Genomic DNA, 23,664 nt, shown 5'->3' with positions numbered 1-23,664 from the left:
AGTTCTGCAATTATGCTTTATTATTAAGATACAAACTTACAGGAGGTTCTACTTATGGCAATCATGAAACTAACGTCAACAAATCCGGCGTTGTCTTACATACTTTATAAAAATCCAGCTAGCGGTGTTCAATTGAGACGCATTCGAAAGGGCATGGGTTACGGCTGGTATCACGATGAGCAGGAGTATCTCGCTTACTTTACCGACCAAGGAACAACAACATTATCCTTTCGACCAAATCGGGAAGAAGAATTTCATTACCTAAATGCGGCACAATATCAAGCTCCTTTAGTGTATCTTTCACTGATTACGGAGTTTCTCGGACATCCGCTAAAACGCCAAGAAAAGGATACAGAAGGCTTTGAGCATAGCTTAGAGTTACCCTTCATCGCAATGAAGCGAGAACATTTTCTGGTTTTTTTCCAGCGTCAATTTCCCGATATTCAATTCAACTATACAGAAATGATGTCAGGACACGGCAGCCTTACGTTACAAACCGCTCGTCCGGTTCACGACCTGCTTCATGCGGCTCAATTGTTCTTACTCTTTCAGGCATTGTTTGCCAAGGAATTTTTGGACGAATCAGAAACCTTGATTCAAAAATATGTCCAGTCGCTTAATGCGATTGATGCACCCTTTTATATCAGAAATCTGTTTATTCGTAATTTCCTGGGACGGCGTAATTACTTTAAGCGCTTTATTGAAGAAGCTTCTGCTACTGATCGTTATAACATCGAGTTCAGCTTCGGCGGTACAGGACTGCAGCGACGCAATCTGGCAGAATCTTTATTGACATTTGACTATCCTATTTTAGATATTGGCTGCGGTGAAGGCTTCTATATTGCTTCCTTTAGTAAACAACTAGGAATGCTGCCTTATTATGCTGTAGATATTGACCCTGAAGTTCTCGAAACTGCTCAGAAAAGAGCGGAACGAAAAGAGTTGGAAAATGTGACCTTCTATTCTTCTTTAGCAAACTGGGAAAAGCTGAACATTGCTGAAACAGTCGATGTCCTGTTGATGGAAGTCATTGAGCACATGCCGCAGGAAGAAGCAGCAATACTAATCAAGACAGTCTTAGAAAAAAATATCCATCAGCTGGTTCTTTCAACACCAAACAAAGAATTTAATCTGCACTACGATTTGACCGATGACAAGAAACGACATGAGGACCATCAATGGGAAATGACCCGGCCTGAATTCCAGCAATGGGTAACTGCGCTCGTTGATCAGAATCAGTATACACTGGAATTTCTGGCAATTGGCGATAAAGTGAACGGCATCTCTACAACACAGGGTGCCCGTATTTTAAGAAAAGAAATGGAGGTCTGATTAATGCTTATTCAGACAAAAACACATACAATCTTCCTGCTGATTGGACCTACAGAATGTGGAAAAACCACCTTCTCTAAAGAAGTCCTTATGAAGCAGCTTGGCTTTGAAGAGCCAGAGTATAACTTTTACAGTAATGTACAGTACATCTCCTCTGATGATCTTCGTCAGGAAATTTTGGGGCATGATTATGATAAATACGATCAAATCATGTTGGAAGCCAGCAACATTGCTTTTCCATATTTACGTAAAAAACTTGAATTCGTTACGACCTATCCTGTAGCAGCAGAGTTTGTTATCGTTGATACTACAGGGTTGGCAAAAGAGTTTCGTCAAGAGATACTTGAAATTGCAAAAGCACAAAATTACAACATTGAAGCGGTCATTTTCGATTATAAAAACCGAGATGATTTCTATGCCAGCGAACGTTCTCGTCGATTAATCAGCACTCATATCCAACGTTTAAAGCGAGAAGTATTACCGGCGCTTGCAAAAGAAAACTATCACGCCATCCATCGAATTCCTAAAAAGGATTTCTCTGAAATAGAAATTGAAGTTACAGATAAAGAAGAATACCTTGCCTGTATCCTTCCTCCGGAAGAGACCTATACTGTCGTAGGAGATATCCATGAGTGTGTCGAAACCTTCCAAGCGCTATTAACACGTTTGGGGCATACCTTGACAGATGGTCAGCTGACAGTCAATGAGCATGAGGGGAAACTAATTTTAAATGGTGACTGGATTGACAAAGGCAAACAAACAGCGGCAATCATTGAGTTCCTTTATGCGAACCGTGAGCATTTTCTCCTGACCGTTGGAAACCACGAGCATTTTGTCTATCATTATCTGAAAGGTGAGATTAAGGGCGTCGACCTGCAAACACTGAACAACTATTTTGATTCCATCCCTGTTCTGCAAAAAGATACAGAGCTAAGAGAGAAGTTCTTTACTCTTGTTGAACAAGCGAAACCCTTCTATCGTAGAATTGGCGGGGACCAGCAATCATTTATCGTTACACATGCACCCTGCAAGCAGAAATATCTTGGGAAACTAAATACTGCTGCCAAAAGAAGACAGCGTAACTTCAGATTGGATCGTGAAAAACCGATTGAACCGCAACTAATGTTTTTAGAAACTGAAAGCTACTTCAACTTACCGCTTCATATTTTTGGTCATGTTGCATCGAAGGAGGCTTTCCGACTTAAGAACAAACGAAGCATTGATACCGGAGCTGTTGCAAACAACCGACTAACAGCGGTTAAAATACTGCCTTATAAGACGATGCTCTATTCAGTAGCTACCGCTGAAGGAGAAGGACAGACTGAAGAACTGCCATTGATTTTTTCAAAACCAAAAAAACCTTCTTGGCAGACCTTACCGGAAGACCAGCAGCGACGTCTACGCTATATGGCGAAAAATAAAGTACAGTATCTTTCAGGAACGATGTCTCCATCAGCAGCCGATTTGGAGAAAAATGAGCTGGAGTCTTTAGAGCAGGGATTGAACTATTTCAAAGAAAATGGCGTCAACAAGGTCGTTTTACAGCCAAAATATATGGGCTCCCGCTGTAATATCTATCTTTCTAAAGATATTGATCAATGCTTTGCAATATCCAGAAACGGCTATATCATTCAACGTCTGGACCTAACCGCTGTCTATCAGCAGCTATTGCAAAAATTCGAAGCCTATATGACCGAGAACGACATTGAGACTCTTTTATTGGATGGAGAGTTAATGCCCTGGAGCGCAATGGGACAAGGATTGATTGAAAAAGAATATCAGCCGATTGCTTTAGGAATCGAAAAAGAACTGGCGATGCTTCAAGAAAGCGGTTTTGAACAGACTTATCAACAGGCAATTCAGAAAATGGCTGAAACTGAGTATAAAAAAGACTGGCATCATAAGGACAAAAAAACGCTATCTACGCTTTATGGTAGCTACGCTGCCGGACAGTTTGGCCTATTGACGGAAACAGAAAAACGACAGGTTCCTATGGTTGAACAAGAGGTATACTTGGAAACCTATAAAAAACAAATTGAGCTTTACGGCTATGAAGGGGAATTGATTTACAAACCCTTTAACCTGCTTAAAATTATCTATACGGATGGTCAGGAAGAAATCCCTGCATGGGCTACCTCTGCTGTCTATCCATGGCTGTCAGAAGACCCTTACTTGGTGCTTGATCTGACTCAAGATACTGCATTAGAAGAGGCTCAATCGTATTTCCAAACAATTACCGTTGAGAACCAGATGGAGGGCGTCGTCATCAAACCGGATACTACCGACAATGATAAAACTGCACCATTCATGAAGGTTCGAAACACAGATTACCTTACATTGATTTACGGCTATGATTATCTTTCTGAAAAGCGCTACAGCAAACTGATTGCAGATAAAAAAATTAAAGGCAAGCTGGCTGCCTCAATAAAGGAAGCGAAACTGGCTGAAGAACTGTTAAAGATTCCAAAAACTGATATTTCAGAAGAAAACTCAGAGTATATGGATTTACTAGCCGGTATGATTTTTGAATTCGAGAAAGAAAGAGACTTGGACCCGCGTCTATAATGAGCTCGGTGCATAACGCACGACTATATGATTACTTTGGAAAAAACTATTTTCATACAGCTGAGCAACATGTCTTACTGAAGGAGGGAACCACATGAAAAATACAATCATTCAAGAGCTAAAAAAAATTGAGACAGCTGAAAATATTCGCATTCTTTATGCTGTCGAGTCTGGAAGTCGGGCATGGGGATTTCCCTCAAAGGACAGTGATTATGATGTTCGCTTCATCTATACACGTCCCAAAAACTGGTATCTGCAGCTGCAGAAAACCAAGGATACCCTAGAATACCCGATTTCTGATCAGCTGGACATCAGCGGATGGGATTTAGATAAAACCTTGTTATTGCTAAAAAAATGCAATCCCTCCTTGCTGGAGTGGCTTCATTCGCCGATAGTGTACCTTGCCGACCCGCTTTTTCACCAAGAACTCCTTGCACTGTCTGAGCAAGAGCTAAATAGCAAAAGCTTGATTTATCACTATTTGCATATGGCCAAAGGAAACTACAGAGAGTATTTACAGGGCGATCAGGTCAAAATAAAAAAATACTTCTATGTACTGCGTCCGCTGCTGGCATGCATGTGGATTGATCAATTCGCTCAATTGCCGCCAGTTCCCTTTGAGGAGTTGCTGAAACAGCCGCGGCTTTCAAAAGAATTCCTCCTAGCTGTCGCTGAACTACTCAAGCGGAAACGGGCAGGAGAAGAAATGGACTTGGAAGAAAAAATTCCAGTAATTGATCAATTTATAGTGAAGCAGATTGATTATCATACAGAGTCCGTTTCCTCGCTTCACTCTTTCCAATCTTTATCGGAAAATAATCTCAATCATTTCTTTTTAAAGTGGTACGGATTAAATGATTAGTTTAAAAAAAACAAAAAAACTACCTGAACAGCAGCTTCTGTTCAGGTGGTTTTTCGGTAATTACGATTCTTCTCTTCTAAAAAGCTCATCCTCATAGCGTGAGAACGTTTTATTATTTAAGACAATAAATGGTTCTTCCTCTTCCGTTCTCTCTGGTACATCATTTCTCACGGGTTCTTTCCTCATAGGTTCTCTATCTGCAACCTCTTTATCGATCATCCGCTCTCTTGATCTAAAGTGGGTTCTTTCTGTTGAACCATTTTCAGCAAATACTGATTCCAAATGCTTTCTGGGTTTAGGTGCTTCCTCTACTATTGGAAGCGGCTCTTCCTCATATTCCGGTTCTTCCATCCTCTGAGTGAAGCTTTCTTCCTCAAACTGTATACCGCCTTGGTCTCTTCGCGCCTTCTCAAGTTTCAACGCATCAAGGTCCTCTTTAAGAACATCACGTTCATCAAACAAACGATACATCAGCTGTTTTTCCTTAACCAATAAAAAGCTCAATACAATAATCACAACGACAAAAAAGTACATGACTGCCAAAAATGTAAAATCCATCTCTCTCAACTCCTTATCGTTAAGAATAACATGGATATTTCTTATTTACGTATCAGTTTTTTTTGGAAAACAGAAATTTTATGAGAAAAATGACGATAGTTATTTTAAAGTAGGTAATTATGATCAAAAGTTATGTTAATTTCACACGAACCAACAGATTCATTCATATTTTTTTGAATTATTTCCATTATGTTTTCATCTGTTCTGTTATATTTGTTCGGGACAACCAAATCAAAGTACAGCACATCTTTCTCGTTATGAGTGATAAAACGAATGTCATGCGCCTTAAGAACAGGATCAATGGCAGCGATAATTTTCTTCACCTGTTGATGAACAAATTGCTGCTGCTCATCGTATAGGTTGACCGGATCTACATGGCAAACCAACTCAACACCCAGCTTTTCTTTAAATACAGCTTCAATTTGATCAATGACCTGATGTGCCCTATTCAAATCCCAGCGGTCGTCGACTTCAATGTGAACAGAGGCAAATATCTTATTAGGACCATATTGATGAATCAGCAAATCATGATAACCAACAATCTCTTCAAAAGACGAGAGAAATTCCTTCATTCGATCAATCTCCGACTGCTCCGGACGAATTCCCATCAGCTCATTGATGAATCCCCAAAGCAGCTGCACGCCGCTAAAAATAATGTAAATTGCAATAGCTCCACCAATGTAGCCATCCAACCTTAAGCCTGTAGCCCCTTCAATTGCAGTTGAAATCAACACGGCAATCGTTGTAAATACATCATTTAAGCTATCCTTTGACGCCGCAATCAATGTGTCTGAGTTAATCTTCTTGGCGATATCACGATACACCGCTCCTTGCCAGATTTTCAAGAATACTGACAACAGGAGTACCACCAACGTAACCCAGGAAAACCCAATACTTTGAGGGACACGAATACGGTCAACTGAAGTAAGTAAAAACTGAAAGCCGACAAATGTAATCATCAAAGACACAAACATTCCGCTGATATATTCAAAGCGCTCATGTCCATAGGGATGCTCCCTATCAGCTGGCTTCCCGGCAATATAAAAACCAACCAAGGTTAAGACGGAAGAAATCATATCTGAAAGATTATTGACTGCATCGGCCATAATCGATACACTTCCGGAAAAGAAGCCGATAGAGAACTTTCCAATGACTAGAATTAGATTTGAAATAAGCCCCATAATTCCGGCGAATATTCCAAAGCTCGTACGCGGATCCTTCCCTCTCCCATATTTTTTTTCAAATAAACGAATCATTCCTTTTATCATATGCTATCCCAACTTTTTTTAGAGTATTTTAAAAATATACCTCAGTTAGACTTGATTTGCACACCATATTCACCCTTTTTTAGCATCTTTTTATTATTTAGAAAAACCAAAGTTTGCAGTCTCTGCTCCCCTTCTCATAAATCTTAGGACTGCCTAGTTTTAAACAAACTGTCTTGTTATCGCCATTCAGATACCTCTATGACAGGCAAAAAAAACAGAAAAAGCCGCATCGAGTGTTCTTTCTTCGATACTTTTCGCTTTTTCTGTTCTTTTAGTTGAACGCTACTCATTATTTTTTGTGCCACACTCATTCTACACTTAAGAAAATCAATGGAAGATATGACTCTTATGTGAGATTTCCGCCAGTTTTTTCATTTTCGGCTGCAAAATTGGATAGAATAAGGTTCCTAAAATTCCTACCACAATCATTAAAACAGTTAATATAATGATTGCCTTCCACGCATTTGGCCAGTAAATACCGCCTGCTGATTCCCTCAACAGATTAACTGCATGAGTGAAGGGCAGAAATGGATTAATAAACTGGAAGAATTTACCGGATACCTGAATAGGGTAATTACCGCCGCCGCCTGAGATAGACAGCACAAGGATGATGATTGCAATCCCTTTACCGACATTGCCGAAAAGTGCAACCAGAACATACACAAGTGTCATAAAACTCAGGGCTATCAATAATGCAAATAGAACACTGAAGACCGGATCTTTGACATCTACACCCAATAAGAAGTAGTTCCCTAAGGTCACAATTAACGCTTGAGCCAGCCCCATAACGATGAATGTCAACATACGAGCAGAAAACATCTCTCTTTTTGTGAAACGTTTCTTGTCCTTTTCTTCTAAATAATAATCCGTTGTGGCAATACTTGAAAAGAGCACTGCCCCTACCCACAAACAAAGGGCGGTATAAAATGGGGTACTTGCTGAGCCATTGTTCGCGATTGGATAAATTTGATTTTCTTTTACTTCAACTGGTGCAGTGAAAAATTCGCTCTCTGAGGTTGCATCCAGCTTCAACAGCTTGATAACCTCTCCTAAGTCGACTTCACTTTCCCCTTTACGTATCGCTTCAGCTGCTTTATGCAGACCGGCTTTGATATTGGGCCAGTCGTTCTTGATTAGGTCATTGGCCTGATTTAGGACGGCCTCTACCTGAGGAAGCTTGTCATCAACCATCGTTAAGGTACTCGTGATATCTGATTTGATTCCCGGATAATCATTTTTAATGAAATCAGCCGCTAATCCTAATTTCTGCTCAACGACAGGCAAGTCATTATTGTACAGGTCCGCACCCTTATTGATGCCATTAACAATTGTCTCCATATGACCATTCAACAGCGTATTCGCATCATGAACTTCCTGTTTAATAGCAGGCATCTGTCCTTGATATTTTTCCAGAATACCGATTGCATTTGAAACGGTGTTTTCTGTATTCGCTAAGAGTGACGCAAAATCAATCTGCTGTGCTTGGGAAAGCACACCTTTTGCCGTTGTAATCGTATCAATTACGTTCGTAAGTAATGTATTAACCGTTGCCGTGATTTGATCGGTATTGATACTTCCTGCTGCGGAAGAAATATTACTTGCAGTCGTACTGATTTCATTCAAAACCGCTTGCAGCTCAGCTGTCGTGATTGTGTCCACATTTATCGTATCTACACGGTTCTTTAAGCCCTGTATAAGTGTACTGATGCTACCCAACTGATTAATAATTCCTTGAAGGTCTTGATTGCCGGCTGATTGTTGAATGTTTGTCAGCATCTCAGCTAGCTGTTGCACAGCCGTTAACTGACCATTCAAGCTGGTTGAAAATTGTGCCAGCAGTTGCTTCAAGGAAGCTCGCTCTTCGGCAGTCAGTTCATTATCTGCAAGAATCTGCTCCATCTGACTAGTAATAGAAGAAATATTTGTGCTGATGTTCTTTACAGACTCTAAGGTTACCTCCACACTGCTGGCAATGCTCGGTAATGCTGTCTGCAGCTTCGTTGCACCATCCAGCGTCACTGTTCCCAGCTGATCCGCCTGTTCTCCCAGCTTTTGGATATCCGGCAAGGATTTTTGAACGGTCTGAATAATCGTCAGTCCTTGCTTAGCTTCCTCGATTCCTTCATTCATAACCTGCTCAACAGAGGCGAAATCATCATCAATCATGGCCAATTGTGTACCGGCATTTTGGATTTCAGGAATCTTATCCTGCAAGGTCAAAATAACTTTTGCTTGCTCCTTGATGGTCGGCATTTTGTCGTTCAGCTCTGTCACCTTCGTTGTCAACGCATCAATCTGAGGAATATAATCGACAAACTCGTCCGCCTTTGCCAACTTATTCTTTATCTCCGGCATTTTGTCATGAAGCGCAACAACCTCCTGTACATAGGAATCGATGGTATCAATATTTTCATCTGTCGATAAAATCAGATTTTTTACCTTATTGATACTAACTAGGTTAGAGTCAATATCATAACCAATCTCATTAAATACCTTAATCAGCGTGCTACTGGCTGTACTGATAAATTGAGAAGATATTTCTGATTGTAATGACGTCGCCCCTTTGTCTGTAATCTTCGGTGCAATGGCATTGATTTTTTCATTCACGGAATAGATGATTTCCGGCTTCTTGATTTCTCCGGTTGTAAAGCTTAATAAGTCCTTTGAAAAATTCTTAGGTAAATAAATGCCTGCATAATATTTTCCGGATTTCACGCCTTCATCCAGTTCCTTTTTTGAATCAACAAACTGCCAGCCCAACTGCTTGTTTTCATGTAAATTGGTTAGAACCTCATCCCCAATATTAATTGTCTTCCCTTGAAACGAAGCAGCTTGATCATCACTGTAAACTGCAATAGGCAGCTCACCTGTATTCGCATAGGGATCCCACAACGCTTTGATGTTAAACCATGCATAGAGGGAAGGAATAATCATCAACGCAATGATTAGCAATGCGGCAATTGGATTTTTCCAAATTCGTTTCCAGTCCAAAATAAAAAGTTTAAATGTGTTTTTTAAATGTCTCATACTCTCACCTGCTCCTTATAACGGACTTACTTTAGCACATCTTCTTTTTCTGCAACAGTTTGAATTCTCCGGAGAAGACCATTTTTAGACAACCTTTTGGATTTGTCGCAAAACTGCCCTGCTGTTTTAAAGAATCTCTAAAGTTTTCATTACACGAAAAGCTGCCAGCGCTGCTATCTTTGTCCCCTTTATCCAAATGATAGGCATACGAAAATAGCATTGGCTGTTCTATCGAACAATCAATTCTTCTCGTTATACTCGCTTGCAGTTTTTTTCCAGAACAGTCCATACTTTTCTTTACGCTGCCGTCATTCGCTATGCTGTAAACAGCAGCATTTCTTCTTAATTTGTAAGTTTCATAGCTAGGAAGCTTAAGACAGCTGCGTGCGTTGCTGAGCTCTATGGCTTATCTAAAGACCTTCAGCTTTGATAAACTCATACCTCAAATACTTGTGCAGCTGTCTCCAAAGCTTTTTCGATTAAAAATGAGGCTTCCTACCTATAGATGTGTCAGCTTGTGTACTGCTCGATAATCTTTTTCGCTTCTGCTACCTTGTCAGGATTCAGATAAGAAAAAAGACGGGGTAAAATGCCAGTCAAATAAGCCTTATCCAAACCTCCTCGTTGTTTTCTTTGTACGATTTCCTGAAGAAGTGTTTTCATTTCTTCTTTATGCTCTGGCAATGTACCATCCTCCATATAATCAACGAAAAGCTGCTCTTGTTTTTTCATAGCTATTCCTCCCAGTAACATTTTCTCTATTATAAGATGAATCCGCCATAAGTAATAATAATTTGATTTATTTCTGACCAATGAACGCATAAAAACAAAACGAGTTTAGACAGCTCTCAAGCAGTCAACCTGAGACTGGCACATAGGGTTCTTGATTAGAATACTGGCCGCAACTTATTCCCTAAGAGTCCTAACGCTCTTGAAGCCAACAACTGGAAAAGCGCAATAAGCGAGTACTTGTTATTCACAGCTCTCCGAGAGTAAAGGTTCCATACTCCATAGCAAAAAACACCTTTTTTCCGAATAACTAAAAATTCGGAAAAAAGGCGTTTACTAGACGTACTTATTTTTTGTATTTTTTTATCATGAACTCATACGCTGCCTGACTGATGATGCCCATCGGACGATTCAGGGTAGGATTAAAATAGAAATCCGTTGTCACCAGCTCATTCAAGGTTACTTCCTTTTCAATTGCTAAAGACAAGGTATTCACAATCTGAGTAATATCTTTGGTTGACATAATTTGACCGCCAATTAAACAATTGCCTGCTTTGGAAAATACTAATTTAATATAAACCTCTTCCTGCAATTCTAAATAAGGCAGCTGATAGGGTAACTTCAAAAAGATACTCTCTACCTCAATCCCTTCAAAGTTGGCTTCTGTTTCTGTAAGCCCTGTACTGACAATATAATAGCCGAAGACATGTGTGGCAGTTGTCTTCTGAGTTGTTGTATAGCTCATTGGATTACCTGTCACATTCATCGCTGCCACGGTGGCACTTCGCACGACATTATTCACTAATGGAATAAAGGATTGACGGTAGCTGTTATGAACAGGATAAGACACAACATCACCCAAGGCATAAACATTTGGATCACTTGTTTGCATATGGTTATTTACACGAATTGTACCATTAGAGTTCAAATCTAAGAATTCCTGAACAAGTCTCGTATCCGGTCGAGCATTGACCGCAACTACAACATACTCATTCTCAATCTCTTCCGTCGTTGTTGCTGTTACAAATGGAAGCTGATCGACTTCCTTGAAGTTCAATACTGTTTCGTTTAAGTGAAGCTGGATACCTGCATTCATCATCTCTTGCTCAAGTATTTCGGAAAGCTCCTTATCAATATAACGAAACAAAATTGTATCTGCACTTTCAATGAGATGAACTTCTTTTCCTTTGTTTTTCAACGCATCACATAACTCAATACCAATATATCCGCCACCAACGATCGATATGCTTTTTGCTTCTTCTATCTTATGTAACGCTTCTAAAGAGCTGGTGTAGCTCTTAAAGTAGGAAATTCGATCGTTATCTGGTAAAGTAAGATTTAATGAAAATTGGTTTGAGCCGGTTGCAAGAATTAGCTTGTCGTATGTTACAATGGATTGTTCGCCAGTCAACAATTCATAAGTAACAGCTCTTTTCTCCGGTTCAATCGAAATTACAGTAGATTCCAAGTGAACAGCAATCCCCATTTGCTGCAAATCTTCAGCTGAAATATAGCGCACGTTGTCAAGCTCTTCTACCATGTCATTCAATTTTATAATAATCCCACTGGAAACATAACTAATGTTATTTCTTTTCTCTATTAGTATGATTTCTACTTTTGGGTCTAGTCTCTTTATTGTTAAGGCTGCCTGAATCCCGCCATGGGAAGCTCCAATTATTACTACTCTCAAAATTCCATTCTCCCTTCTGGTAAACTCTATTCATACCAGAGTCTGAAACACCCATTGGTTCTATGTATATATAACTTCGATGAAAAAGGAAATCCGCAGTCGCTAATAATATTCTTTTCTCAGATTAATATTGCCATTTTATCATGAATCAAGTATGCTTAAAGTGAGGTGTCTATCATGCTAAAACGAGATTTTTTAGAAAAGCCCTATGACTATATGAATGATATTTTATTGTTCTTATACAACAATCAAGGACAGTCGACCAAAAGTAAATTAATCGAAGCTTTTCAAATAAGTTTACCTACTCTAAATGAGTATCTTTCTTTTTTACGCCAATTTCTGGATGAAAACGGCATATCTGATAAAGTACAAATTTCTGCCGAAGGCGATAACCTGTACTTGAAAAAAGAACTTGGATTCCCTTTAAAAAAAGTGGTCCTTCTTTTTCTTGATAAATCTATAAAGTTTCAAATGGTTAATCAGCTTTTCCAAAAAAATGAAGTAAGCTGCGATTATTTCCAATTAACCTACGCTATCAGCTCTGCAACCTACTATAGAAAGGTAACGGAACTGAATGAGCTCTTGAAAGAGTTTCGCTTACAAATCAAAAGAGGAAAACTGGTTGGTGAGGAGAAGCAGATTCGTTACTTTTTCTTTAATTTCTTCTGGTTCCTTTTTGAAGATAAAACAGAACTGGAAAAAGAGACATCGAATCAATATCTCGGCTTCGTGGATACATTGAAGGAGTCGTTGAGTGTAACGTTTGACCCAACTGAAGTATTTCAAATAAAGCTGTGGATGAAAATTTCTTTACGTCGAATGACGACAGAATTCAATCCCGTCATTAGTCCGAATTATGATTACCCGGATCGCCCTTTATTTGAAGAAATAAACCTATCTTTCCATACATATATGAAAAAAATTGATCGTCCCTATTCTATCTATGAAGCATATATGTTTTATGACTTCTTTTGTTCAATGAACAATTTCTCGCCAAACTCAGCGTTTGCTTTTCGTCTTGCGGAAGCACAAAGAGAAAACGGCTCGTATCTTAATTACATGAACAAAGTAATCTTGAAATACTTGAAGCAGCAAGGCTATCTGTCCAGCTATGCTTCATCTTCCAGACTATCTTATATTGAAAATTTATTGTTCCAGCTGCATTCTCGACTGTATTACTTCGATGGATTCATCCTGCCTTTTGATAACTGGACGATTGAATCAATTATTCACGCACAGCGACATCCGTTTTCCGGAAATGAAGTTAATGAAATTATGGAACTGGCTTCTGAAAAATTTGATTCCAGTGAAGATAAGGATCGTTTTGAAAATAGATTTACAGAAATCAACTATACAATCATCCTAAATCACATTGCAGAGCTGAATGAAGAAAAAATCGTGATTGGTGTCTACCATTCATTAAATCCGTTTATCGGTGAATTAGTTATACAGCATCTGGATAACGTACTTGGTCATAAATACCCGATCAAAGCTGAGCTATATCAAGAGGATAGCTATTATGATATCTTGCTATCAAATATCTATAGTGAACATATCTCCGAAAAACAGAAAATAACTTATGTTTTTTCTGACATTGGTAATAATTATGATATGAACGAAATAGAGCAACTGATTTTACAGCTGTTGAACAAATAATCTGAGCATCTATATTGACAAATTCATTATAGCAAAGAAAACTTCCTAAAGTTCTCTATTTTCTCAGAAAAATCGAAATTTACTGAGAATTGTTGTCAAAAATAGCGGTTTTATCTTCTTTTACTAATTGAAAGAAATCACAAAAAAATAAATAAAAACATCACAGGTGTGCTTACTCATCCACCTGTGATGTTTTTTTATTATTTTTTCTTTTGTATAATCAAAAAACTAAATTAGTTTATAAAATAACTAAAAGATAGCATTTTGATAACGAAACAAGCACCCTCGCTTCTAGTTTACCCAACCAATAGAGCCCATCGGTCCATAACGAAATGAAACAACGCCTTCAATCGAACTGCTTCCTACTAAACCAAAATCTCGACTATCCGTTGAGTTGTTTCGATTATCACCTAAAACAAAATAGCAGTCATCCGGAATTTTTTCAATATTTCCCATCTGCTCCAAAGCCTTAGAAGAAAGTGTGACCTTGATTGTTCCATCAGGCAGTTCATTCGCCGAAGCTTCTTCAATGTTCTCAGGAACCTTTCCGCCCTCGTTAATGAACAAATCAGAACCGTTAACCCAAACTGCATCACCCGGCATTCCAATCACACGTTTTACGTACTGAAAATCACTGTCCACCGGAGGATCGAACGTAATGATATCATACCGCTCCGGTTTCTTCGTCCGAGTAACAATTACCTTATCTCCATCAATCAATGTTGGATTCATTGAGTCGCCATCCACCATATGAGGAGATGTCTTGAAGATGAAAATGAAAACAATCGCTGCCATGATGATGACCGGCAGAATAAATTTGATGATTTCCAAAATTTGTTCCTTCTGTTTCTTTTTTCTCCGACGTTCAATTTCTTCAGGACTTAGCTTACGTCTCTTCTTCTTTGGCGCTGTCTTTCTCTCTAACGGTCTTTTCTTCTTTTCTTGACTCGGAGGAACTAAGTTACTTTCCGGTCTCTGACGGCTTTCTCGTTGCCTTTCCGGACGTTTCTTCAACTCTCGTTCAGGCTGTCTCTTCAATTTTCTTTTTTCTTCAGTCATTTTTGCCTGACTAGTCAAATCTATCTTTTTTCGTTTATTTGTTATCGGGCGTTTTCCTTCTTGGGAATTCCCCTGACGTTTCATCTTTTTTAAGTTTTCTACAAACTCGTCCATGCTGCACCTCAATTTACACTCTTGTCCATTTAAGGATAACAAAATGCTGCCTGATTTACCATAAAAACCGATAAATACTAAAAGAGTTTTCAGTTTTGATAAACAAACTGAAAACTCTCTTGCTCATTCTATTTTAAGATTATTTCTTTACCAGTAATTCTTGTCCGGTAAAAATTGCACTGCTGCTTAATTGATTGGTATTCATCAAATCCTGCAAAGACATCTCTGTTGACTGAGCAATCTCCCAAAGGTTCTGTCCTTGCTGAACCGTGTAGATTTCCGTTTCCCGTTCCGGCTCAACAGGCTGCTGAACGTCCTCAGAAACAACTGCCTGTTCCTCTGATGCCGGTGTATCTTCAACACCCTTATCTGAAGAATCAGCACTTACACTTGTTGCCGTCACTTCAGCATCTTTATTCTCTTCACTTGATGTTGCACTCGTCTCAGGCGTAGAGCCTTCAATCTGAGTTGAACTCACAAAATAAGTAGCCAGTCCAATGATTCCACTAAAAAAGAACAATGAAACAATCGCTTTTATACTATTCTTTTTCATATTGAATCACTCCTTACTAAAATTTGAGGAAATGAATCAAGTAATTGATTCGTTTCTTCATTTTGGTGGTCCGTTATCCATTACTTCTAGATGGTCCTGCAAAAGAGTAATGGTACTCCTTACTAATTTTTGAGGAAATGAATCAAGTAATTGTTTCATTTCTTCATTTTGGTGGTCCGTTATCCAAGCGGTTCAGGCTTAATGCTTTGTTTCGAGAATCGTTAGACTCATAGAAACAATTGTTGCCTAGTTGCTTGAAGGCGTAATGGTACTCCTTACTAATTTTTGAGGAAATGAATCAAGTGATTGTTTCATTTCTTCATTTTGGTGGTCCGTTAGCCAAGCGGTTCAGGCTTAATGCTTTGTTTCGAGAATCGTTAGACTCGTAGAAACAATTGTTGCCTAGTTGCTTGAAGGCGTAATGGAGACCCTTTACTGAAATCTGACAAAACGGATCAATTGCTTGATCCGTTTCTCTATTTAGCCAGTTTGTTAGCCATTATTTTTATCTAATCGAGAAAGCTTATTCAATCTTTCTTCAAGCTCACGATAAATTGTCATTACTTCATTCTTAGATTCTTCTACTTCATTTGAAATATTTTTCGCACGATTGCCGATATTCAGCATTTCTAATTCAGCAGAGTTAATCATGTGTTTCGCTTCAACCTGAGCTTCACTGATGATTCTGTTTGCTTCTTTCTTAGCAGAAACCATTACTTCACCGATTTCTTGTTGAGATTTCAGCGCATCTTCCTGCAACGATTGATTTTTCAGCAACAAATCATTGATTTGTTGTTTCGCTTGAAGAAGCTCAGCTAATTGCTCGCCTCTTACTTCGCCTGATGCAGAACCGCTTTGCAACGCACCTAAATCAGATTTAACTGATTCAAGCTCAGCTTCTTTAAGCTTGTAGCTGTCTCTTAATGTCGCCAACTCAGCTTCAAAAACATCTTTTTGAACAGATAATTTATCATTCACTGCTTGGATACGGCCAAGTGTGCTTTCCACTTCGCTCTTCTCTTTAAGAACTGATGCTAATTCTTTTTTCAGCTCTTGAACATGCTCGCTTGCACCTGCAACAGATACATCTGTTGTCAGCGTCGCAGCTTGACTGTTCAACTGGTTGTTTTCATCTTCTAATTGAGTCAGTTTTTGTTGAAGATCAGCAATTTTTTGGGTAAGAGCCTGATTTTCTTCTTCACGTGTCTGAAGCTTTTTGTTCAATTCTTCTAATTCCATTTTCACCGTCTCCAATGCTTCTTGTTTTTCCGTCACTACGCCGCGAGATGATAAATCAGTCTGCAGTTGAGCAATTTCCTGCTCTTTCTCTGAAATCTTCGTTTCCAGCTCTTTGTTTTTCACTAGAAGCTCAGCTTCAAGGTTGCTGATTTGTCTTTGTGCTTCAGAATTTTCTTCCTGTAGCTCTTGAATCTGCTGCTTCAATGCTTCTGTTTCTGTAGAAGCAGATGAAACTTGATTATTTCTCAGCTCATCAATTTCTGCTTCTCTTTGATTCAATAGTGTTTCCAGCTCGTCATTCTTATCCGCCAGAGCATCCATTTCATCTTGATGTGTCTCCACTTTTTGTGCTAATTGTTTGTTTTGCTGAGAAAGCTTGAAATTCTCATCTCTTTCTTTCTCATAATCTTCTTCTTGCAAACGATACTCTTCAAGCAGTTCACGTAAATGTCTGATTTCCTGCTCTTGCTTCTCAAGCTGCTCTGTTAAAACAGCAGAACTTCCGATTTCTTCCGTACTGCTTTCCGAATTTAGCACATCCTGTGCCAATTCTTCATCAGAAACTTCGTTAATCTTTTTAATTAACCGTCTCTTTGCCATTTGTTCTACACCCCATCTTAATTTATCTTACGTTCACGTTATCTTCAATTACTAATTAAGTTCAACTTTGCTTAACCCTTCACCTTGGGCATCCTTAGAGTAAACCATCGACGCTTTTGTCAATGTATTCGTTTTATCCCGATATGTAAAATTGAAATCCAACATTGCGACTTCCGGTACGCTGCCTAGCTCCTTTACGAACTTCTCTACATTTTTTTCTGCTGTAGTGAAACCGGAGTAAGCCAGCGAGGAAGAGAAGACTGAAATCGTCAGTGAATTCGTGTTCTGACTTCTAACAATCGTCACACTGACATCACCGAAAAAAGGCTGCCATTCTCTGGAAAGCTGCAGCTCATAATTTTTTAAAGCTGCAGCATCTTGATTCTCTACAATTTTTCCCCACGAAAAATCAGCTAATTTCAAGCTGTTTTCCGTGTATTCTTCTACAGAAGCAATTTTGCCGCTGTCACGTGTTTCTATCTCCGTCTTCAATGATTCATTATCTTGCTCCAGTGTATACTGTTGATAAAGAATCCCTAATAAAAACAATGAAATGAGTATTAGTGCAACGATGATGGAGACAATCAGACGGCTATTTTCCTGCTGTCTGTATACATTGATTTTTCTTTGCATTTTAGCATTTTCAGCCGGCAGCCGATCCAGGTTAATTCTCTTAATCAACTCGTAGCTGAAAAAGGCCAGGAGAGCGATGACTAAAACACCTATAATGATTATGACCAAATAAAAAACCCCTTTATAACATAATAAAAACACGAATCATTTGTGTGAAGTTATCTATTTTCTACCCAATTATACATAATCCATTGTAACATTACACTTTATTCTTGCCAACTTTTTTTTCTATGATACATCCTACTAAGTAATCCGTATGCAATAAGTTCTGAAATTCATTTCTCTAATAAGGGCTTTTCAGCCCTGTCAACGATTCAAAAAAGCTGCTTTATTAAGATTCCTGCAGAGAACAAACTGTGATTGACTGCTTCTCAACATTCCTCACTATGTATAGCAATTGGCTGATCCATTTTCTAAATGTCATAACCATTATATTTGATATGTATCCACTGCTTCTTCTGCTTCCAGTATTCCAACACTGATTCCCAGAGCTCTGTCTACATCTGTCATTACCTCGATACCAAGGTGGCAGACCTTTTCTTTCAGCCTTGCTTTGTCTATCGTTCGTATCTGTTCCAATAAAATCACTGAATCTCTTTCGATTCCCGTCTCCCCTGAGTTAATTCCAATATGAGTAGGTAATTTTGGTTTAGCCATCTTAGCTGTGACAGCCGCAACGATAATCGTTGGGCTGAAATGATTCCCCAAATTATTCTGTATAACCAAGACCGGGCGAATCCCGCCTTGTTCCGAACCCACAACAGGAGAGAGGTCAGCAAAATAGATATCCCCGCGTTTGACCATGGTAATCCTCCCTATTTATATTCTCTCTGTATGCGCTGTGAAAATGTACAAACGACTTCATAATGAATCGTTGAAAGCTGATCGGCAACCATCTGCATCGTGATTACTTCTCCTTGGCTTTCCCCGACTAATGTCACTTCTGTTCCGTCAGGCACATATTCAGGCAAACGAACCATGCACTGATCCATACACACTCTTCCAATAATTTCACATTTCTTCCCATTGACTAATACATAAAACCCCTGCATATGTCTCAGCCAACCATCCGCATAACCGATTGGCAAAGTACCAATCCATTCTTTCTCCGCGGATACGGTATATGTCTTCCCATACCCTACACCGGCTCCTTGCGGCAGCTCCTTGACCTGAATCAGTTTGGTTTTCAGCTGCATCGCAGGCTTCAATGGATACGTCTCCGTAATTGCTCGTCCTGAAGGATTTAAGCCATACATTGCAATGCCAAATCGAATCATGTTTCCGGGACTTTCAGGATGCCACAGAGCAGCTGCGCTGTTTTCACTATGGATATATCGCGGTTGTTCCGGCAGCTGTTGAATTATTTCTTTAAACATCTGCTCTTGCTTCGTAAAGTATTCTGCATCAATCGCATCAGCTGTAGCAAAATGAGTAAATATTCCTTCCCATTCCATTGCAGGATTTGAACGAACTGTCTCTACAGCCAATAGGGCGCTCTTGCCGGAGGTAAAACCAATTCGACCCATGCCGGTATCTACTTTAATATGTATCTTCAGCTGCTGCGCTAACGGTTTTTCTGCTAAAATCTGCTGTGCTTCTTCAAGCCATTCCTGTGTCGCTGCAGTGACAGATAACTCATATCTTACTATTAAATCTATGTACATTGATTCCACTACACCAAGAATGAGGATTGGCTCGGTTATGCCTGCTTCCCGCAACTCTATCCCTTCATCCAATAAAGATACACAGAAGCCCGTAGCGCCTCCCCTGCGTGCACTGAGAGCCGTTTGAACAGCCCCATGTCCATAGCCATTTGCCTTAACTACTGCAAAAAGCTCACTTTCCTTCGGTAATCTTGCCACTTCTTGAGACACATTTTCAGAGATTGCCTGTGTATCAATAATTAATTTTGTAGGTCGGTGACTACCGCTGACCATTATGTATCCCTCCATCTTCATTTGATTATGTTCGGTCACTCTTCCAAAACGATTTGTGCTATCGCTGTTGTTTCAGTATGGGAAATCGATACAAACACTTTTCCCTGATGCGGTGACTTCGTCATTTTAGGTGCACCGCTTTCATCCTGCAATATCTCCATCTCCTGAAAGCCAACACCGGAAATTCCAGTGCCCCAGGCTTTTGAAAAGGCCTCTTTGCAGCAGAAGCGCCCGCCTAAAAATTCGATTTGACGGCGTTTAGACAGCTGATGAAAGATTTCCAATTCATTTTCAGTCAACACTCTTTTGACAAAGGATGACCGATTGTCAATGATTTTCTCAATTCTTGAAAGCTCAACAATATCTATTCCAATCCCTTTTATCATAATCTGTCCTGCACTCCAAATCAATAAATTACATCCATTCTAACAAAAAAAAAGAATTTTTCCTACAAGAACCCCAAAGAAATTCTGAAAAGAAATAATAAAAAAATTTCAGACAGCGGGATATGGTCGCTAAAGGCCTTTCCCGCCGTCTGAAATCGTATGTTTTACTTAGTTGTTTCCTTTTTCGCGAATGACAAAGCCTCTGCCTTTGTCATTGCTGCGTTTGGAAGAATAATTTTTCTTCCCTTTGTTGTAGCTGCCGTTTCCGCCGCCACTATTGTTATTCCCATTTCCATTGCTGCTCTTATTGTTCTTGCCTCGGTATGAACGACCGTCTTTGCGCTGACGGTTTCCACCGCCTCCGCTGTGACGCTTGTTCTTGTTGAAGCCGCCGCTTTTCGGTGAAGGCAACGGACGTTCAGGCGTGATTTTTACCGGCACTGCGTCTTCCGGATCATTTGAGATTGTCTTAAGAAGTAACGCAGCCAAATCTTGAGGAGAATACTTCTCAAGCAACGCATCAGCCGAGTCAAGATATTTATCCAAACCATTCTCAGCCAGCTTATCGCCAACTGATTCTAATGCCGCACCCAGTTTTCCATGGAATGCTTCTTTAGCGGTCGGTGGTTTCAATGGAGACATTCTTTTCTTCGTCAATGATTCAATCACGTGAAGATAGCCCATTTCACTTGGTGTTACGAAGGTAACTGACATACCGCCTTTTCCTGCACGCCCAGTTCTGCCGATACGGTGAACATAGCTTTCAGGATCTTGAGGAATATCATAGTTGTATACATGGGTAACACCGGAAATATCCAGTCCTCTGGCAGCAACGTCTGTCGCTACTAGAATATCCAGATTGCCGCTTTTGAATGAACGCAGAACGCTCATTCGTTTTTGCTGAGACAAATCACCATGGATTCCTTCAGCTTTATAACCGCGCGCTTCTAATCCGCGTGCCAGCTCGTCTACTCTACGTTTTGTACGACCGAAAACAATGGTTAATTCAGGCGTTTGGAAATCCAACAAACGAGTCATAATATCGAATTTTTCATAATCCTTTGAACGAACATAATACTGATCAATTAAATCAGCAGTCATTTCCTTCGCTTTGATTTTTACGTGTTGAGGCTCTTTCATGAACTTCACACCGATATTTTTGATGGCAGGCGGCATTGTTGCTGAGAACAACAGTGTTTGGCGTTCAGAAGGTACTTGAGAAATAATTTTCTCAATATCTTCCAAGAAGCCCATGTTCAGCATTTCATCTGCTTCATCTAATACCAATGTTTCTACAGTACCTAATTTTAATGTGCGGCGATTGATATGATCCAACAGTCTGCCCGGTGTTCCCACAACAATATGTGGATGGTCCTTCAAGCCTCTGATTTGACGACCAATATCTGCCCCTCCGTATACAGCCTGTACACGAATTTTTTTATCTTTACCAAGACGATAAAGCTCTTCTTGTGTTTGAATAGCAAGCTCTCTTGTTGGTGCAATAACCAAGCCTTGCAGTACACGATTATTCGTGTCAATCTTTTCAAGCATTGGCAGACCAAAGGCAGCTGTTTTACCAGTTCCTGTCTGAGCCTGTCCAATAACATCTTTTCCTTCTAAAGCCAAAGGGATTGTTTCCCCCTGAATCGGTGTTGCTTCTTCAAATCCTGAACGTTCAATAGCAGATAGTAATGTTGATGATAAACCAAGTTCGCTAAATTTCAATGTGATCCTCCTAATATCTTATTGTTCGGGGGCTTCTGCCCCAATGCTTAAACGTTTCAATAAGTCAATAAATCCAGCCGCGGAGTTTGCTTCGTTGAATGAAGCCGACCGCCGAACAGTGGAGGGCTGCTTCACTCTATGTCAAATAGAGATATACTCTTTTATCAAACTATCTTATCAACTCTATCGAAAAATCCTATCGTATGAAGTTTGACAACAGAAAAGCCAAACGGAATCGTTCAGCTGTTCAAGTTTATATAAATAATTGGCGCTATACTCCGCCATCTATTTCTATTCAAATCTTCTGACAACAGTTAATTTTAGCATAATTCAAGCTTTTCAGCAAGTTTTATGAAAATCAACTTTCATTTTGCAGAGCTGCTACAACTTCAGCTAAGCCCATGCCGTTACTCCCTTTTAAGACCACCATATCCTGCGGCTCAAGAACTGCTTGCAATGCCTGAATCAAATTATTTTTTTGCTCTTTTTCATAATGATAGATGTGTTCACCATACGCTGCTTGCAACTTCTCATATAAGCTCTGCATTTCCTCACCATATAAGAAAACTTCTGCTATTTCCTGAGGCTTCAAATACTCGCCCACAGAACAATGCATCGTTTTAGATTCCGGTCCAAGCTCAAGCATATCCCCCAAAACAGCCAAACGTTTGCCATTGGTCGGCATTGTTCTAAAATTATCCAGAACCAGCTTCATCGCTGTTGGATTTGCATTATAAACATCGCTTAAAATATCTGCTCCGTTTGCAGCCTTCAGCCATTCTGTTCGATTTTTCGTTACGATTAAATCAGCCAGTCCTTGACGAATCTCCTCTTCTGACAGCCCGAACCAGCGTCCGATTCCAACAGCAATCAATGCATTGGTTACATTATAGGAACCTGGTACTGGAATACGCAGGTCCTCAGAAAAGCCGGAAACAGTAAAATCTGTATACTCCTTACCACTTTCTCTGACAGCTCCTTGATAAGTCGCAGCCGCTTCCCAGCCAAAGGTTTCTACCGTTTGACTCAGACCGCTTATTAACGGTTGTAATAGAGGCTCTTCGTTTGGTACAAGCAGTAGGCCGCTTGCTTTCAAGCCATCGACGATTTCCATCTTCGCTGCAGCGATTCCCTGACGGGAGCCTAAGTATTCAATATGTGCTTCGCCAATCATGGTAATTGCTGCGACATCCGGTTGTGCCAAGGTTGATAAAAACGATATTTCTCCTGCGTGATCCATCCCCATTTCAAGAATCAGCTTTTCAGTCTCATCAGGCATATGCAGAATTGTATACGGCAAACCAATGTCATTATTGTAGTTGCCCTGTGTTTTGTAGGTATTGAATTTTTGTGAAAGGACAGCTTCGACCATGTCTTTTGTTGTTGTCTTTCCATTGCTCCCGGTAATTCCGATAACAGAGGGTGACAGCTTCTTTAAATAATAAACAGAAAGCTTTTGCATCGCTGCCAGTGTATCAGCTACTTTTAAAATGGGAAAGGCGTTTGGTGCTTCCTCTTTACTACTCCAAAAAGCTGCTGCTGCGCCGTTCTCCTGAGCCTTATTGATAAACTGATGGCCGTCGGCATTGCCTGCCAATGGCACAAACAGATTACCTGTCTTGATGATTCGGCTATCAAATTCTACACCCGTTACTGAAAAATCTTCCCACTGCTTCCAATCATTTTCAGCCTGTACAGCTTGTGCAATTTCCCAAAAACTAAGTTTCATCA

The 23,664-nt window shown here is 39.8% G+C and carries 18 protein-coding genes; 4 read left to right on the top strand and 14 right to left on the bottom strand.

The window, feature by feature from the left end; genetic code table 11:
* The first annotated feature begins 54 nt into the window (after positions 1–54).
* From IW510_RS00645 to IW510_RS00635, 3 genes are all read left to right on the top strand, one after another.
* Positions 55–1,332, top strand: a complete 1,278-nt coding sequence (locus IW510_RS00645) for a class I SAM-dependent methyltransferase (protein WP_202055686.1) — start codon at positions 55–57, stop codon at positions 1,330–1,332.
* A 3-nt stretch (positions 1,333–1,335) separates the two neighbouring features.
* Positions 1,336–3,897, top strand: coding sequence for a metallophosphoesterase (locus IW510_RS00640; RefSeq protein WP_202055684.1), 2,562 nt, complete (start codon positions 1,336–1,338; stop codon positions 3,895–3,897).
* Between the two features lie 94 nt (positions 3,898–3,991).
* Complete coding sequence (locus IW510_RS00635; RefSeq protein WP_202055683.1) at positions 3,992–4,759, top strand: nucleotidyltransferase domain-containing protein; 768 nt, start codon at positions 3,992–3,994, stop codon at positions 4,757–4,759.
* Positions 4,760–4,819: 60 nt separating this feature from the next.
* Here the strand turns inward: IW510_RS00635 and IW510_RS00630 are convergent, their stop codons facing one another.
* From IW510_RS00630 to IW510_RS00610, 5 genes are all read right to left on the bottom strand, one after another.
* Positions 4,820–5,317, bottom strand: coding sequence for a hypothetical protein (locus IW510_RS00630; protein ID WP_202055680.1), 498 nt, complete (start codon positions 5,315–5,317; stop codon positions 4,820–4,822).
* 104 nt (positions 5,318–5,421) lie between these two features.
* Positions 5,422–6,585 carry a cation diffusion facilitator family transporter gene (locus tag IW510_RS00625; protein ID WP_202055678.1) on the bottom strand — a complete coding sequence of 388 codons (1,164 nt, stop codon included), beginning with the start codon at positions 6,583–6,585 and terminating at the stop codon, positions 5,422–5,424.
* A gap of 327 nt (positions 6,586–6,912) precedes the next feature.
* Positions 6,913–9,612, bottom strand: coding sequence for a YhgE/Pip domain-containing protein (locus tag IW510_RS00620; RefSeq protein WP_202055676.1), 2,700 nt, complete (start codon positions 9,610–9,612; stop codon positions 6,913–6,915).
* Between the two features lie 510 nt (positions 9,613–10,122).
* Entirely contained in the window at positions 10,123–10,344 is a 222-nt protein-coding gene (locus IW510_RS00615; protein WP_202055674.1) for a hypothetical protein, read from the bottom strand.
* A gap of 343 nt (positions 10,345–10,687) precedes the next feature.
* On the bottom strand, positions 10,688–12,031 hold the full coding sequence (locus tag IW510_RS00610) for an FAD-dependent oxidoreductase (protein WP_202055672.1): 1,344 nt from the start codon (positions 12,029–12,031) through the stop codon (positions 10,688–10,690).
* 177 nt (positions 12,032–12,208) lie between these two features.
* Between IW510_RS00610 and IW510_RS00605 the strand changes: the two genes are divergently transcribed.
* On the top strand, positions 12,209–13,687 hold the full coding sequence (locus tag IW510_RS00605) for a helix-turn-helix domain-containing protein (RefSeq protein WP_202055670.1): 1,479 nt from the start codon (positions 12,209–12,211) through the stop codon (positions 13,685–13,687).
* A gap of 291 nt (positions 13,688–13,978) precedes the next feature.
* Here the strand turns inward: IW510_RS00605 and lepB are convergent, their stop codons facing one another.
* From lepB to IW510_RS00560, 9 genes are all read right to left on the bottom strand, one after another.
* A complete protein-coding gene (gene lepB, locus IW510_RS00600) occupies positions 13,979–14,860 on the bottom strand; it encodes a signal peptidase I (RefSeq protein ID WP_202055669.1) in 882 nt (293 codons plus the stop codon).
* A gap of 139 nt (positions 14,861–14,999) precedes the next feature.
* Positions 15,000–15,413 (bottom strand): LysM peptidoglycan-binding domain-containing protein, encoded by a 414-nt coding sequence (locus IW510_RS00595; RefSeq protein ID WP_202055668.1) that lies wholly within the window; start codon positions 15,411–15,413, stop codon positions 15,000–15,002.
* Between the two features lie 492 nt (positions 15,414–15,905).
* The gene (locus IW510_RS00590) at positions 15,906–17,252 is read right to left on the bottom strand and encodes a hypothetical protein (RefSeq protein ID WP_202055667.1); all 1,347 of its coding nucleotides are present in this window, start codon (positions 17,250–17,252) and stop codon (positions 15,906–15,908) included.
* Between the two features lie 51 nt (positions 17,253–17,303).
* Positions 17,304–17,993 carry a hypothetical protein gene (locus tag IW510_RS00585; protein WP_202055666.1) on the bottom strand — a complete coding sequence of 230 codons (690 nt, stop codon included), beginning with the start codon at positions 17,991–17,993 and terminating at the stop codon, positions 17,304–17,306.
* A gap of 321 nt (positions 17,994–18,314) precedes the next feature.
* On the bottom strand, positions 18,315–18,689 hold the full coding sequence (locus IW510_RS00580) for a type II toxin-antitoxin system PemK/MazF family toxin (RefSeq protein ID WP_202055665.1): 375 nt from the start codon (positions 18,687–18,689) through the stop codon (positions 18,315–18,317).
* 11 nt (positions 18,690–18,700) lie between these two features.
* On the bottom strand, positions 18,701–19,822 hold the full coding sequence (alr, locus tag IW510_RS00575; protein ID WP_202055664.1) for an alanine racemase: 1,122 nt from the start codon (positions 19,820–19,822) through the stop codon (positions 18,701–18,703).
* Between the two features lie 35 nt (positions 19,823–19,857).
* Complete coding sequence (gene acpS, locus IW510_RS00570; protein WP_202055663.1) at positions 19,858–20,208, bottom strand: holo-ACP synthase; 351 nt, start codon at positions 20,206–20,208, stop codon at positions 19,858–19,860.
* A 168-nt stretch (positions 20,209–20,376) separates the two neighbouring features.
* The gene (gene cshA, locus IW510_RS00565; RefSeq protein WP_202055661.1) at positions 20,377–21,933 is read right to left on the bottom strand and encodes a degradosome RNA helicase CshA; all 1,557 of its coding nucleotides are present in this window, start codon (positions 21,931–21,933) and stop codon (positions 20,377–20,379) included.
* Positions 21,934–22,291: 358 nt separating this feature from the next.
* Complete coding sequence (locus IW510_RS00560) at positions 22,292–23,662, bottom strand: UDP-N-acetylmuramoyl-tripeptide--D-alanyl-D-alanine ligase (RefSeq protein WP_202055660.1); 1,371 nt, start codon at positions 23,660–23,662, stop codon at positions 22,292–22,294.
* Between the last annotated feature and the right edge of the window lie 2 nt (positions 23,663–23,664).

Origin of the sequence: Enterococcus sp. BWR-S5 (genome assembly GCF_016745255.1) — a bacterium.
Taxonomy (GTDB): domain Bacteria; phylum Bacillota; class Bacilli; order Lactobacillales; family Enterococcaceae; genus Enterococcus_L.
The sequence above is the reverse complement of the archived record's forward strand: the minus strand, read 5'-3'. Positions and strand labels throughout refer to the sequence as shown.

Excerpts from the sequence above, each read along its gene's own strand:
- acpS (WP_202055663.1), bottom strand. The coding sequence starts at position 20,208 with ATGATAAAAGGGATTGGAATAGATATTGTTGAGCTTTCAAGAATTGAG.
- IW510_RS00635 (WP_202055683.1), top strand. The coding sequence starts at position 3,992 with ATGAAAAATACAATCATTCAAGAGCTAAAAAAAATTGAGACAGCTGAA.
- alr (WP_202055664.1), bottom strand. The coding sequence starts at position 19,822 with ATGGTCAGCGGTAGTCACCGACCTACAAAATTAATTATTGATACACAG.
- IW510_RS00615 (WP_202055674.1), bottom strand. The coding sequence starts at position 10,344 with ATGAAAAAACAAGAGCAGCTTTTCGTTGATTATATGGAGGATGGTACA.
- IW510_RS00620 (WP_202055676.1), bottom strand. The coding sequence starts at position 9,612 with ATGAGACATTTAAAAAACACATTTAAACTTTTTATTTTGGACTGGAAA.
- IW510_RS00590 (WP_202055667.1), bottom strand. The coding sequence starts at position 17,252 with ATGGCAAAGAGACGGTTAATTAAAAAGATTAACGAAGTTTCTGATGAA.
- IW510_RS00630 (WP_202055680.1), bottom strand. The coding sequence starts at position 5,317 with ATGGATTTTACATTTTTGGCAGTCATGTACTTTTTTGTCGTTGTGATT.
- IW510_RS00560 (WP_202055660.1), bottom strand. The coding sequence starts at position 23,662 with ATGAAACTTAGTTTTTGGGAAATTGCACAAGCTGTACAGGCTGAAAAT.
- IW510_RS00605 (WP_202055670.1), top strand. The coding sequence starts at position 12,209 with ATGCTAAAACGAGATTTTTTAGAAAAGCCCTATGACTATATGAATGAT.
- IW510_RS00595 (WP_202055668.1), bottom strand. The coding sequence starts at position 15,413 with ATGAAAAAGAATAGTATAAAAGCGATTGTTTCATTGTTCTTTTTTAGT.
- lepB (WP_202055669.1), bottom strand. The coding sequence starts at position 14,860 with ATGGACGAGTTTGTAGAAAACTTAAAAAAGATGAAACGTCAGGGGAAT.
- IW510_RS00640 (WP_202055684.1), top strand. The coding sequence starts at position 1,336 with ATGCTTATTCAGACAAAAACACATACAATCTTCCTGCTGATTGGACCT.
- IW510_RS00580 (WP_202055665.1), bottom strand. The coding sequence starts at position 18,689 with ATGGTCAAACGCGGGGATATCTATTTTGCTGACCTCTCTCCTGTTGTG.
- IW510_RS00625 (WP_202055678.1), bottom strand. The coding sequence starts at position 6,585 with ATGATAAAAGGAATGATTCGTTTATTTGAAAAAAAATATGGGAGAGGG.
- IW510_RS00645 (WP_202055686.1), top strand. The coding sequence starts at position 55 with ATGGCAATCATGAAACTAACGTCAACAAATCCGGCGTTGTCTTACATA.